We start from the raw sequence: 12,797 nt of genomic DNA, 5'->3' as shown, positions 1-12,797 counted from the left end.
TTGTACCGGCCGCCCAGGCCTCAAAACCCGAAGAGGAAGCCTGCGACCGATACATCAAGATGGCCCGTCATGGCCGTATAAACAAGCGTCAGCAGAAACGCCGCGAAACAGGCGAAAACGAGGCCATCGACGCGATCCATGACGCCGCCGTGCCCCGGAATGAGGTGGCTGGAATCCTTCACGCCGAACCGGCGCTTGATGAAGGATTCGAACAGGTCGCCGATCTGGCTCGCGACGGAAAGCAGAAATGCGATCGCCACCGTCCAGATCGACAGCCGGGAAAAGACGCCGAGCGTAAGGACGGAGCTTGCGACCACGCCCGACACCGTGCCGCCGATCGCACCGGACCAGGTCTTGCCGGGCGAAATGCGCGGCGCAAGTTTTGGCCCCTTGAGCGCCCGGCCGACGAAATAGGCGAGGATATCGGTCGCCCAGACGACCGCGAAGATAAAGAGTGTCGCAACGAACCCCGCCTGGTCTTCGGCCCGGATCGCCGCCAGCGAGATCCCGCTCAAGCCTGCGTAGAAGATGCCGCCCGGCAGCCACCAGCTGCCCTTGCGCAGCAGCACGAGAAGAAGGGCGGTGACTACAGCGCCGCCGAGAATCGGCACCGAGAGCGCACCTTCGTCGACCACCAGGTCGATGGCGATCAGAAAAATCGCGGCCCAGCCGAAGGCGTTCGCACGAAAATCGCGCTCGGCGGCCCGCGTGATCGTTGACCATTCGTAATAGATCAGGACCGCCATGGCTGCAGCCAAGATGCGGAAGGCCAGGCCGCCATACCAGGTGGCCGCCAGGACCACGGCCGCCAGAACCACCGCGGATGCGATGCGGCGCTTCAGTTCAGTGCTCATCAACCACCCACTGCTATCGTCTTGTTCGACAGGCCGCCGAAGCGCCGGTCGCGGGAGGCATAGATCTTCAGGGCGTCGAGGAAGAGTTTCCGATCGAAGTCGGGCCAGTAGTCCGGCAGGAAGACAAGTTCGGAATAGGCCGCCTGCCAGAGCAGAAAATTCGAAAGCCGCTCCTCGCCGCTGGTGCGGATGATGAGGTCCGGATCGGGAATACCGGCGGTATCCAGCTTTGCGCTGATCTTGTCCGCGTCGATCTCGGAAGCCTTGAGGACACCGGCCTCGACGTCCCGGGCGAGCATGGCGACCGCACGGGCGATCTCGTCGCGCGCACCGTAGTTGAAGGCGATGACCAGCGTCAGTGCCGTGTTGAACCTTGTCGTTTCCTCGGCTTCGAGAAGAAGCGGAAGGATGTCGCTGCGCAGCTTCTCGCGTTCGCCGATCACCCGTATGCGGACATTCTCGCGGTGCAATTCGGCCAGATCCTGGCGGATGAAGCGCCGGAGGAGACCGAGGAGATCCCTCACCTCGGTTTCGGGCCTGCTCCAGTTTTCCGAAGAAAACGCAAAGAGCGTCAGATATTTGACGCCTGCGTCGCCGGCAGCCCGCACCGTTTCGCGAACCGCTTCGACGCCCTTGCTGTGTCCGACCGTACGAGGAAGCCCGCGCTTGTTGGCCCAGCGTCCATTGCCATCCATGATAATGGCAACGTGTTGAGGGATGATTGCAAGCTCGGGGTTCACCATATTCTATGCGGCTCCTTTGGCCGCCGGAATATGGCGGCAAACCAGGCCTAAGTTAGACCTGCATGATTTCCTTTTCCTTATCCGCAAGCAAGCGGTCGACTTCGGAAATCGTATCATCCGTCATCTTCTGCACTTTTTCCGACTGCGAGCGGCTCTCGTCCTGGCCGATGTCGCCGTCCTTTTCGGCCTTTTTCAGGCCGTCCATGCCATCGCGGCGGACGTGACGGACAGCAACCTTCGCCTTTTCCGCATAATCATGCGCAACCTTGACCAGCGACTTGCGGCGCTCCTCGTTGAGCTCGGGAAGCGGAATGCGCAGGTTCTGGCCATCGACGATCGGATTGAGGCCGAGATGTGATTCGCGGATCGCCCTGTCGACGGCGTTGACCATCGACTTGTCCCAGATGGATACGCCCAGCATACGCGCTTCCGGCACGGTGATGTTGGCCACCTGGTTGAGCGGCACGCGCGAACCATAGGCTTCGACCATCACCGGATCGAGGATATTGGCCGAGGCGCGGCCGGTGCGCAGCGACGCGATATCGCTTTTGAACGCGTTGATCGCGCCTTCCATGCGGCGCTTGATGTCGTTGAGGTCGATTCCACTCATCCGTCTACTCCCGTATGTTGTCTGGGCGGCCCGCGATGCCGCGCCTCAATTGTCCGCTACGATGGTCTTGCGGCCGCCGCCGGTCAAGATTTGGGCGAAGCCGCCCTTCTCATGGATCGAAAAAACAATGATCGGGATGGAGTTTTCGCGGGCGAGCGCCACGGCCGCCACGTCCATCACCGCCAGACCCTTTTCGAGCACTTCGCCATGCGTCAGCGTCTCGAACCGGGTCGCCGTCGGGTCCTTCTTGGGGTCGGCCGAATAGATGCCGTCCACCTGGGTGCCCTTGAAGATCGCTTCCGCGCCGATTTCAGCCGCGCGTAGCGCTGCCGCCGAATCGGTCGTGAAGAACGGATTGCCGGTGCCGCCGGCGAAGATCACCACCCTGCCCTGCGCCATGTGATGCAGCGCCTGGCGCTGCGAGAAGCTCTCGCAGATCTCCGGCATCGAGATCGCCGACAGGACCACCGTGTCGACGTTCAGCTTGCGCAGCGACGTGGCAAGCGCCAGCGCGTTGATCACGGTGCCGAGCATCCCCATGTGGTCGCCGGTCACCCGGTCGCCGCCCTTGGAAGCCACGGCGACGCCGCGAAAGATGTTGCCGCCGCCGACAACCACGCCGACATCGACGCCCATGGCGCGCGCTTCGGCAATATCGGAGGCGACCCGATCGGCAACCGCAACATCGATGCCGAAACCCTGGCTGCCCATCAGAGCTTCACCGGAGGCCTTGAGCAAGACACGCTTGTAGAGGGGCTGAGGCGACATGGAGGCTCCTTGAAATCGAATTGCATGCGGAGGGTCAAACGGGTTGCGGATACACGAAGGGCACCGGCTTGTCACCGGTGCCCTTGCGCTTTCGACAGCTTTAGCTAACGAATATCAGCCTTTGGCGACCGCTGCTACTTCAGCGGCGAAATCCGATTCTTCCTTTTCGACGCCTTCGCCGAGCAGAAGACGGGCCATGCCGGTGACTTCGATCGAAGCGCCAGCGAGCTTTTCAGCATCCTTGACGGCCTGGCCGACGGTCACGTCCGGGTTGATGACGAAGGCCTGCGACAGAAGGGCAACTTCCTCGAAGAACTTGCGCATGCGGCCGTCGACCATCTTTTCGATGATCGCTTCCGGCTTGCCGGAAGCGCGCGACTGCTCGATGAACACGTTGCGCTCGCGCTCGGCGACAGTCGCGTCGACTTCTTCGGCGCGGATGGCAAGCGGGTTGGTGGCAGCGATGTGCATGGCAACCTGACGGCCGAGCGAGGTCAGGACTTCCTTGTCGCCGACCGACTTCAGGGCGACCAGGACGCCGAGCTTGCCGATGCCGTCGCCGGCAGCGTTATGGACGTAGGTCGCGACGACGCCGTGCTCGACCTGCAGCAGGGCGGAGCGACGCAGCGTCATGTTCTCGCCGATCGTGGCGATCGCGTCCTTGATCGTGTCGGCAACCGGCTTGCCGGAAGCGGGATAGGTGGCAGCCGAGATCGCCTCGACGGAGCCGTCGGTCGTCAGCGCGACGCTGGCGATGCCGCGGACGAGGTCCTGGAAGGCATCGTTGCGGGCAACGAAGTCGGTTTCCGAGTTGAGTTCGATGACGACGGCCCTGTGGCCGGCGCTGGCGATGCCGATAAGGCCTTCGGCTGCGGTGCGGCCGGACTTCTTGTCGGCCTTGGAGATGCCCTTGGCGCGCAGCCAGTCGATCGCCGCTTCGATGTCGCCGTTCGTTTCGGTCAGCGCCTTCTTGCAGTCCATCATGCCTGCGCCGGACTTTTCGCGCAGTTCCTTTACCAGTGCAGCGGTGATTTCAGCCATTGTTTTGCCTCTTGTCGGTTCAAGTGCTTCTCGCCGGAAAAACGTCGGCGGACTCAAAAGTTTTGGGACGAATGTACCCGGAAGTGTGACAGCGTGATGAAGACATCACGAAAGCGATCGCCTCGACGACCAAGCGGTGGCGGCTCGCCTTGAAACGACCAAGGCCAGGGATCGGTATCTCTGGCCTCGATCGAATTTCAGAAAGGAGGAGCGGACCAAGCCGCTCCATCCGGCCTTTAAGCTTCTGCTTCTGCTTCGCCTTCGAGAGCCGGCTCGATCGGAGCTTCGGCAGAGGCGCCGACATCACGACCCGAAGCGCCCTGCTGGCGCGCGATGCCGTCGATGGCAGCGCGGGCGATCAGGTCGGTGTAGAGAGCGATGGCGCGCGAGGCGTCGTCATTGCCCGGGATCGGGTAGTCGATGAGGTCCGGATCGCAGTTCGAATCGATGATGGCCACGACCGGGATGCCCAGGCGCTTGGCTTCGTCGATAGCGATCTTTTCCTTGTTGGTGTCGATGATGAACATCAGGTCCGGAGTGCCGCCCATGTCGCGGATACCGCCGAGAGCCTTGTCCAGCTTTTCGCGTTCGCGCTCGAGGTTCAGGCGTTCCTTCTTGGAGTAGCCGGAAGCTTCCGAGTTCAGGATTTCGTCGAGCTTGCGCAGGCGCTGGATCGAGTTCGAAATGGTCTTCCAGTTGGTCATCATGCCGCCGAGCCAGCGGGAGTTGACGTAGTACTGGGCCGAACGCTTGGCCGAGTCGGCGATCAGTTCGGACGCCTGGCGCTTGGTGCCGACGAACAGAACGCGGCCGCCACGGGCGACGGTGTCGGACACGACCTGAAGGGCGCGCGACAGCATCGGAACGGTCTGGGCCAGATCGATGATGTGGATGTTGTTACGGTCGCCGAAGATATACGGCTTCATCTTCGGGTTCCAGCGGTGAGTCTGGTGGCCGAAGTGGACGCCTGCTTCGAGAAGCTGGCGCATAGAGAAATCGGGCAATGCCATGCCTTGTTATCCTTTTCCGGTTGAACCTCCGCAAGGCGAACAGCACCCTCTTCGAGAATGCCACCGGGCGGAACGGTCCGGATTTCTCCCGGACGATCCCATGCCTTACGTGTGGAATGCGGCTGGCCATACATTCGATTTGCCGCAAAAGCAAGAGCTTTGCCGGAAATTAGCTCGGCGTGCCGGCGAGTGACCGGCAGTCAGCGGCGGCGGCTATTTCGCCGGCGCCGGGCACGGGTCCTGCTGGGGCTTCAGGAGCTCCAGCTTGGCGAGGCTGCCGGACAGCACGAAGTCGCCGTAGTCCATGGTGAGATCGCGGGTGATGCCGTTTTCGTAGAGCTTGAACGACATGTTGTAGACCGGGGTCGGGTCGCCGACCGCATTCTCGTTGAAATAGGCGATCGTCACCGGCCAGAAGGAAGACTGTGCAAACTCGCCCGCCTTGTCGGCATCGACATCGTCCTTCTGCGCGGTCTGCGACTTGCCGATCACCGTCGTGGTCAGCAGCGCCTGGTCGCCATTTTCCGAGCCGTCGAAGACCCGCGCCTCGAAGAGGCTCTTGCCCTGCTTGGCATTCGCGATGACGTCGAGCATATGGCTGGTCGGAAAATCGCTGGACGGCAATTGGATCTCACGGCCGTCGGGCTGGGTGATTTCCACCTTGATGCCCTTGTCGGCGATCGACGCGTCGCCGCTCAGCTGCTTGTCGAGCTGTTCGTCGGTGAAGGACTTGGTCTCGAAATGGAACTGGTTTGCGGCCATGTCCTCGAAGGTCGTCGTCTGCTGATCGCTAAGGCGGGTCTCCTCGCCCGTATTGATCTTGGTCACCAGCCGGAAATTGGTGGAAAAACCGGTGCAGGCCGAGCCGGTGAACTCATAGACCATGCGGCCGAACATGCCTTCGATGCCAGAACGTTCGGAGGCATTCTTGAGCTTCAGGTCGTAAATGGCGCGATGCGGGACGAGCAGCCGGGCAGCAGCGTCGGTATTCGCGTCCGCGGAGGTGGCAGCCACAAGGCTCAGACCGCCGGCAAGGATCACCCCGAGGCTCATTCGCAACATTCACATTCTCCTGTTGGACTCAGTTGGTGATGTTATAAGAACGCCATCTGACCAAGCTAAGGCCTTGATGCAGGATTTTTGAAGAATTTACAACAAAACGGGAGTCGAAAATGACCGAAGCCATCGAAGGCCGCCTGCAGGAACTGGGGATCGAACTCCCCGTCGCGGCCGCACCCGCCGCCAATTACGTGCCATATACGATCAGCGGCAATACTCTTTATCTTTCCGGCCAGTTGCCGATCGAAGGGGGCAAGGTCGCGGTAACCGGCCTTGTCGGCCGCGATGTGGATTTGCCGGCCGCGCAACGGGCAGCGGAACTCTGCGCCATCAACATCCTCGCCCAGGCGAAGGCTGCACTCGGGGGCGATCTCGGCAGGATCCGCCGCGTTTTGAAGCTCAACGGCTTCGTCGCTTCGACACCTGACTTCGTCGAGCAGCACCTCGTCATCAACGGCGCCTCCAACCTGATCGCCAACGTGCTCGGCGACGCCGGCAAACATGCCCGCGCCGCCGTCGGCATGGCCTGCCTGCCCCTCAACGCCTCCGTCGAAATCGACGCCATCATCGAGATCGAAGCATGACCTCCGCATCCTGGATCAAGGACCTTCCGGTCGCCCATCGCGGCTTTCACGACATGAACCACCAGGTCTGGGAAAACACCCTGTCTGCCTTTTCTCGCGCGGCGGAAGCCGGCTTTGCGATCGAATGCGACGTGCAGCTTGCCGCCGACAGCGTTCCGGTGGTCTTTCACGATCACGACCTCGAGCGGCTCTGCGGCATCAAGGGCGATATCCGCGAAAAGACCTCGGCCGAACTCGGCATGCTCGCGGTCGGCGGCACTAAGGATAAAGTCCCGACCCTGAAGCAGATGCTCGCGCTCGTCGCCGGCAAGGTGCCCCTCGTCATTGAGATCAAGGGACGCGAAGGCGACGGCGAGGACGACGGGTTCGCCGAGGCGGTGCTCGAAGTTCTCGAAGGTTATCAGGGCAAGGTGGCGCTGATGAGCTTCGACTATCACATCCTGCGCGACCTGAAGACGGCCGGTTCGCCCTACCCGCTCGGCCTGACGGCCATGGGTGACAAGCCGGAGGAATTTTTCGAACATGACGAGGCCATGCAACTGGGACTCGACTTCATTTCCTACCACTACCCCCACCTGCCGAACACGTTCGTCTCAGCACAGAGAGCGACTGGAATTCCGGTCATTACCTGGACCGTGAGGGATGCAAACGGCCGCGAACATACCTATAAATATGCGGACCAGATGACCTTCGAAGGTTTTGATCCGCGGGAGGCAACCTCCCCCTCCCTGTAAAGCAGAGTATGACCGGTAATCTTACCATCCGCATCGAAAACTCCTTCTGCGCGATCAGCCCGGCAAGCTGGTCGCGCCTTTCGGGCACCTCCAAGTCGTCCTCTTCGGACGTGCCCTACAATCCGTTCCTGTCGCACGCCTTTCTCTCGGCGCTGGAGGAATCGGGCTCGGCCACCGCCAAGACCGGCTGGCTCGGCCACCATCTGCTTCTCGAAGACGACAAGGGCACGCTGATCGGCGCGGTTCCCGGTTATCTGAAAAGCCACAGCCAGGGCGAATATGTCTTCGACCACGGCTGGGCCGACGCTTTCGAGCGCGCCGGCGGGCGTTATTATCCGAAACTGCAATGCACCGTGCCGTTCACGCCGGCGAGCGGACCGCGCCTGCTCGTCCGCGACGGTTACGACAGGGGGTCGACGGAGCTGACGCTCGCCGCAGGTCTCCAGGAGGTGACACGCCAGCTCGGCATCTCGTCCGCGCACGTGACCTTCGTGGCGGAAGACCAGGTCGCAGCCTTCGAGGAGGCCGACTACCTGCACCGCACCGACAAGCAGTTCCATTTCATCAACGAGGGCTATGCGAACCACGACGCGTTCCTCGAAACGCTCGCGTCCCGTAAGCGCAAGGCGCTGAAGAAGGAACGGCGTTCAGCCCTGGAAAACGGCATTACGATCGACTGGCTGACCGGCAAGGACCTTACAGAGGACATCTGGGACCAGTTCTTCACCTTCTACATGGATACCGGCGGCCGCAAATGGGGCCGTCCCTATCTCACCCGGACGTTCTACTCGCTGATCGGCGAGCGCATGCCCGAGGACATCCTGCTGGTGATGGCCAAGCGCGAGGGCAAATACGTCGCCGGCGCGATCAACTTCATCGGCGGGGACGCGCTTTACGGCCGGCACTGGGGCTGTATCGAGGACCATCCCTTCCTGCATTTCGAAGTCTGCTACCACCAGGCGATCGATTTTGCGCTTACCAAGGGCCTGAAGCGGGTCGAAGCGGGCGCGCAAGGGGAACACAAGCTGGCGCGCGGTTACCTGCCTGTCACCACCCATTCGATGCACTATATCGCCCATGCGGGACTGAGGCGCGCGATCGCCGACTATCTGGAGCACGAACGGGAAGACGTGGAGCAGATGACGGAATATCTCGCCGAGCACAGCCCTTTCCGCAAGGGCGAGCGCCAGCAGGAACAGGACTAGTGCTCGGAAGACCGGGCCGACAAAACTAAGGAGAGGACATCACGATGAGCGGACAGGCTTACGACAGCAACAACATCTTCGGAAAAATCCTGCGCGGCGAGATCCCGTGCCACCGGGTCTACGAGGACGACGATACCCTTGCCTTCATGGATGTCATGCCGCAATCGCCCGGTCACCTTTTGGTGGTCCCGAAAGCCCCATCGCGCAACATCCTCGATGCCGATCCTGCCGTGCTTTCAAAGGTGATCCCGGTGGTACAGAAGCTCGCCAGGGCCGCCAAAGAGGCTTTCGAAGCGGACGGCATCACGGTCATCCAGTTCAACGAACCCGCCGCCGGACAGACGGTTTACCATCTGCATTTCCACGTCGTCCCGCGTTACGAAGGACAGCCGTTGAAACCCCATTCGGGCCAGATGGAGAATAATGACGTGCTGGCGGCGAATGCCGAGAAGATCATCGGCGAACTGGGCAACTGACCTCTAGAACCCGATCCACCAGAGACCGGCGACCAGAAGCGCCATGGGCACCGCCACACCGATGCCGACCTTGCGGCCGGTCACCAGGAACACGGCAAAGCCGATGCCGGCGGCCCCGACCCTCAACCAGAGCGGTGTGCCGGCGAGCGTGCCGTTCGGGAAGACGATCAGCTTCGCGGTGACGGCCATGACGAGCGAGGTCGCCACCGCCCTCACCCAATACAGCGCCTCGGAATCCTCGTTCAGCCGGTTGCCGGTGAAAACCCCAAGCCAGCGCCAGATATCGGTCGCCAGGAAACCGGCGACCGCGATGACGATGAAGGTCCAGTATTCGGCAATCATCGCCTGGCCTCCTGCCCGACGCGCTTTCTCTTCCGGCGCGCCCTGTCGATCAGATAGGCCACCGTTCCGCCACCGACGCCGGCGCAAAGCACGTCGAATTGCGGGGTCACCAGCGCCAGCGTCGGGCCGAGGATCATCCCCATCACGAAGGCGATCTTGACCACCGGCTGGTGCGCGCTCACCCAGATGGAAGCGTTGAAATAGACCGGCGTCAGGAAGAAGAGTATGCCCGCGACGACCGGCGGAAAGCCCGAAACGATGTCGTAGAAGACCCCGACGACAAGGGTGCCCGTCAAGGTCAAAGTCACCCCGAAACCGGCGAAATAGATCGCCCGGTATTCGCGCGGCACGTTGCGCAGCGTGGTGATCGCGAACACCCAGGACGTGATGGCGATGAAATGCGAGAGGATCAGCAGCAGCCAGATCGGCGTGCGCCGCGTTCGCATTTCCGGGACGACCGAGGCGACCATCGGCATCATGCGGATCGAGGAGAGCGTGACTGCGAGGAAACAGGCTGCGATGTTGGCGCCGCCCGCCATGCTGCCGACCAGGATGACCTGCGCCGGAAGCGCCCAGATCGCCAGCGACATGAAGACCGCCTCGGCGCGCGTCAGCCCCGATTCGAGCGCAAAGGCGCTGAAACCGACGATCGAGGTCAGGAGAATGAGGGCCGGAAGCGAAAGCAGGCCCCGCATGCCGGTAAAGAACCAGGATAGGGCGTTGCGGTCGTCACTGTCTGGAGACATCGGCATTCCGGCGGATATGGGAAAAGGCTCGTCATCAAAACGACGATGCCGGGACAAGCCCGGCATCGCAGGAGTTTCATGCGAAACTGTTATTTGCTCTTCGGCACGCGCGGCACCGTGGTGCTCTTGCGCGGCGGCGTCTTCGGCGCATCTTCAGAAGCGATCACATCCGCGTCGACCATGGCGCGAGCCCGGGCCGAGCCGCCGTCCTTGTCCTTCGACGCCGACTTCTTCGGCGCCTTGGGCTTGGTGACCTTGGCCTCGGCTTCCTCGGCGGCCTCTTTCACCTCGGCCTCCGGCTTCGGCTTCACGGGCGTTGCTTCGGAAATCGAGTCGAGGATGAGCTTGTCCTTGCCATCCTCGCCCTTGCCGACGGTAACACGAACCACGCCGCCCTTGCGCAGCTTGCCGAACAGAATCTCGTTGGCGAGCGGTTTCTTGATGTATTCCTGGATGACGCGCGAGAGCGGGCGGGCACCCATCTTCTCGTCGTAACCCTTTTCCGCCAGCCAGGCGATCGCATCCTGATGCAGGTCGAAGGTGACGTTGCGTTCCGAAAGCTGCGTCTCGAGCTGCATGACGAACTTCTGCACGACCTGATGGATGACCTCGGTCGGCAGCGGTGCGAACGGGATGATCGCATCGAGACGGTTGCGGAATTCCGGCGTGAACAGGCGGTTGATCGCCTCTTCGTCCTCGCCGGTGCGCTTGGACGAACCGAAGCCGATGGCGGCCTTGGCCATTTCCGACGCGCCCGCATTGGTCGTCATGATCAGGATGACGTTGCGGAAGTCGATCTTCTTGCCGTTGTGGTCGGTCAGCGAACCGTGGTCCATGACCTGCAGCAGGATATTGTAGATATCCGGATGCGCCTTCTCGATTTCGTCGAGCAGGACCACCGAGTGCGGATGCTGATCGACGCCGTCGGTCAGTAGACCGCCCTGGTCAAAGCCGACATAACCGGGAGGTGCGCCGAGCAGCCGCGAGACCGTGTGGCGTTCCATATATTCCGACATGTCGAAGCGCAGCATCTCGACGCCGAGCGAGGCGGCAAGCTGCTTGGCGACTTCCGTCTTGCCGACGCCTGTCGGGCCGGAGAAGACGTAGGAACCGATCGGCTTGTTCGGCTCGCGCAGGCCGGCACGGGCGAGCTTGATCGCCGTCGACAGGGCCTCGATCGCCGCATCCTGGCCGTAGACGACCGAACGCAGTTCCTTTTCCAGGTTGGCGAGAACCATCTCGTCATCCTTGGAGACGGTCTTTGCCGGAATCCGCGCCATGGTGGCGATCGTCGCTTCGATCTCCTTCTCGGTGATCAGCTTGCGGCGCTTGGAGGCCGGCAGCAGCATCTGGGCCGCACCGGTCTCGTCGATCACGTCGATCGCCTTGTCCGGAAGCTTGCGGTCGGAGATGTAGCGGGCCGACAGTTCGACGGCCGACTTGATCGCCTCGTTGGTGTAACGCAGCTTGTGATAGTCCTCGAAATAAGGCTTCAGGCCCTTCATGATCTCGATCGCATCCTCGATCGACGGCTCGTTGACGTCGATCTTCTGGAAGCGGCGAACCAGAGCCCGGTCCTTTTCGAAGAACTGGCGGTATTCCTTATAGGTGGTCGAACCGATGCAGCGGATCGAGCCCGAAGACAGAGCCGGCTTCAACAGGTTCGAGGCATCCATCGCGCCGCCGGAGGTGGCCCCGGCGCCGATGACGGTGTGGATTTCATCGATGAACAGAACCGCACCCGGATACTCTTCGAGTTCCTTGACGACCTGCTTCAGGCGTTCCTCGAAATCGCCGCGATAACGGGTGCCAGCCAAGAGCGTGCCCATGTCGAGCGAGAAGATGGTGGCGTCGGCGAGCGCCTCCGGCACCTTGCCTTCGATGATCCGCTTGGCGAGGCCTTCGGCGATCGCCGTCTTGCCGACGCCCGGATCACCCACGTAGAGCGGGTTGTTCTTGGAACGGCGGCACAGGATCTGGATCGTGCGGTTGACTTCGGCATGGCGGCCGATCAGCGGGTCGATCCGGCCATCGCGGGCCTTTTCGTTCAGGTTGACGCAATAGGCCTTGAGGGCATCCTGCGGTTTCTTGGCGGAACCTTCCTCCTGGTCGCGGGCGGAGGGCTTGGCTTCCGGCTCGCTGTCCTCGGCGCCGCGCGGCGTGCGGGTCTGGGAGGTGCCCGCGCGCTTGCCGATGCCGTGAGAAATGTAGTTGACCGCGTCGTAGCGGGTCATTTCCTGCTCCTGCAGGAAAAAGGCCGCATGGCTTTCCCGTTCCGCGAAGATCGCGACGAGAACGTTGGCGCCGGTCACTTCCTCGCGGCCCGAGGACTGGACGTGGATGACGGCGCGCTGGATGACGCGCTGGAAGCCGGAGGTCGGCTTGGAATCCTCGTCATAACCGGTGATCAGGTTGGCAAGTTCATTATCGACATAGTCGGTGACGGTCTTGCGCAGCGTTTCCAAATTGACGTTACAAGCGCCCATGACCGCGGCTGCGTCGGCATCGTCGATCAACGCCAAAAGCAGGTGCTCGAGCGTGGCATATTCGTGATGCCGCTCATTGGCAAAGGTCAGTGCCTGATGCAGCGCCTTTTCTAGACTAGGCGAAAATGTTGGCACGTCG

General features: G+C 61.9%; 14 protein-coding genes. 4 read left to right on the top strand and 10 right to left on the bottom strand.

Annotated elements, in window-relative coordinates:
• Positions 1–20: 20 nt before the first annotated feature.
• The 7 genes from C5J26_RS07910 to C5J26_RS07880 form a co-directional block, all read right to left on the bottom strand.
• Positions 21–854: a phosphatidate cytidylyltransferase gene (locus tag C5J26_RS07910; RefSeq protein WP_105401248.1), complete on the bottom strand. Its 834-nt coding sequence runs from the start codon at positions 852–854 to the stop codon at positions 21–23.
• Complete coding sequence (locus tag C5J26_RS07905; RefSeq protein WP_105401247.1) at positions 854–1,597, bottom strand: isoprenyl transferase; 744 nt, start codon at positions 1,595–1,597, stop codon at positions 854–856. Before C5J26_RS07905 ends, C5J26_RS07910 begins: the two co-directional genes overlap by 1 nt.
• 52 nt (positions 1,598–1,649) lie before the next feature.
• Positions 1,650–2,207 (bottom strand): ribosome recycling factor, encoded by a 558-nt coding sequence (gene frr / locus C5J26_RS07900; RefSeq protein WP_046606279.1) that lies wholly within the window; start codon positions 2,205–2,207, stop codon positions 1,650–1,652.
• Between the two features lie 45 nt (positions 2,208–2,252).
• Positions 2,253–2,975, bottom strand: coding sequence for a UMP kinase (pyrH, locus tag C5J26_RS07895; RefSeq protein WP_038542600.1), 723 nt, complete (start codon positions 2,973–2,975; stop codon positions 2,253–2,255).
• 114 nt (positions 2,976–3,089) lie between these two features.
• Positions 3,090–4,016: a translation elongation factor Ts gene (tsf, locus tag C5J26_RS07890; RefSeq protein WP_046606277.1), complete on the bottom strand. Its 927-nt coding sequence runs from the start codon at positions 4,014–4,016 to the stop codon at positions 3,090–3,092.
• A 236-nt stretch (positions 4,017–4,252) separates the two neighbouring features.
• A complete protein-coding gene (rpsB, locus tag C5J26_RS07885) occupies positions 4,253–5,026 on the bottom strand; it encodes a 30S ribosomal protein S2 (RefSeq protein WP_046637716.1) in 774 nt (257 codons plus the stop codon).
• 213 nt (positions 5,027–5,239) lie between these two features.
• Positions 5,240–6,088, bottom strand: coding sequence for a cell envelope integrity EipB family protein (locus C5J26_RS07880; protein ID WP_105401246.1), 849 nt, complete (start codon positions 6,086–6,088; stop codon positions 5,240–5,242).
• Positions 6,089–6,198: 110 nt separating this feature from the next.
• On the opposite strand from C5J26_RS07880, the gene C5J26_RS07875 reads away from it, so the two are divergent.
• The 4 genes from C5J26_RS07875 to C5J26_RS07860 are packed head-to-tail and all read left to right on the top strand — an operon-like array spanning position 6,199 to position 9,084.
• The gene (locus C5J26_RS07875) at positions 6,199–6,669 is read left to right on the top strand and encodes a RidA family protein (protein ID WP_105401245.1); all 471 of its coding nucleotides are present in this window, start codon (positions 6,199–6,201) and stop codon (positions 6,667–6,669) included.
• Positions 6,666–7,403 carry a glycerophosphodiester phosphodiesterase gene (locus C5J26_RS07870; protein WP_172745779.1) on the top strand — a complete coding sequence of 246 codons (738 nt, stop codon included), beginning with the start codon at positions 6,666–6,668 and terminating at the stop codon, positions 7,401–7,403. Before C5J26_RS07875 ends, C5J26_RS07870 begins: the two co-directional genes overlap by 4 nt.
• A gap of 8 nt (positions 7,404–7,411) precedes the next feature.
• The gene (locus C5J26_RS07865) at positions 7,412–8,608 is read left to right on the top strand and encodes a GNAT family N-acetyltransferase (RefSeq protein WP_105401244.1); all 1,197 of its coding nucleotides are present in this window, start codon (positions 7,412–7,414) and stop codon (positions 8,606–8,608) included.
• Positions 8,609–8,652: 44 nt separating this feature from the next.
• Entirely contained in the window at positions 8,653–9,084 is a 432-nt protein-coding gene (locus tag C5J26_RS07860; RefSeq protein WP_105401243.1) for an HIT family protein, read from the top strand.
• A gap of 3 nt (positions 9,085–9,087) precedes the next feature.
• Here C5J26_RS07860 and C5J26_RS07855 read toward each other — a convergent pair whose 3' ends face one another.
• The 3 genes from C5J26_RS07855 to clpA all read right to left on the bottom strand — a co-directional run bounded on the left by C5J26_RS07855 (position 9,088) and on the right by clpA (position 12,793).
• The gene (locus C5J26_RS07855) at positions 9,088–9,426 is read right to left on the bottom strand and encodes an AzlD domain-containing protein (protein ID WP_105401242.1); all 339 of its coding nucleotides are present in this window, start codon (positions 9,424–9,426) and stop codon (positions 9,088–9,090) included.
• On the bottom strand, positions 9,423–10,172 hold the full coding sequence (locus C5J26_RS07850; protein WP_105401443.1) for an AzlC family ABC transporter permease: 750 nt from the start codon (positions 10,170–10,172) through the stop codon (positions 9,423–9,425). The genes C5J26_RS07855 and C5J26_RS07850 overlap by 4 nt, the downstream gene beginning before the upstream one ends.
• 89 nt (positions 10,173–10,261) lie before the next feature.
• Positions 10,262–12,793, bottom strand: coding sequence for an ATP-dependent Clp protease ATP-binding subunit ClpA (gene clpA / locus C5J26_RS07845; RefSeq protein ID WP_105401241.1), 2,532 nt, complete (start codon positions 12,791–12,793; stop codon positions 10,262–10,264).
• Positions 12,794–12,797 lie beyond the last annotated feature (4 nt).

The sequence above is a fragment of the Neorhizobium sp. T7_12 genome, from assembly GCF_002968535.1.
GTDB lineage: Bacteria > Pseudomonadota > Alphaproteobacteria > Rhizobiales > Rhizobiaceae > Neorhizobium > Neorhizobium tomejilense.
The sequence above is the reverse complement of the archived record's forward strand: the minus strand, read 5'-3'. Positions and strand labels throughout refer to the sequence as shown.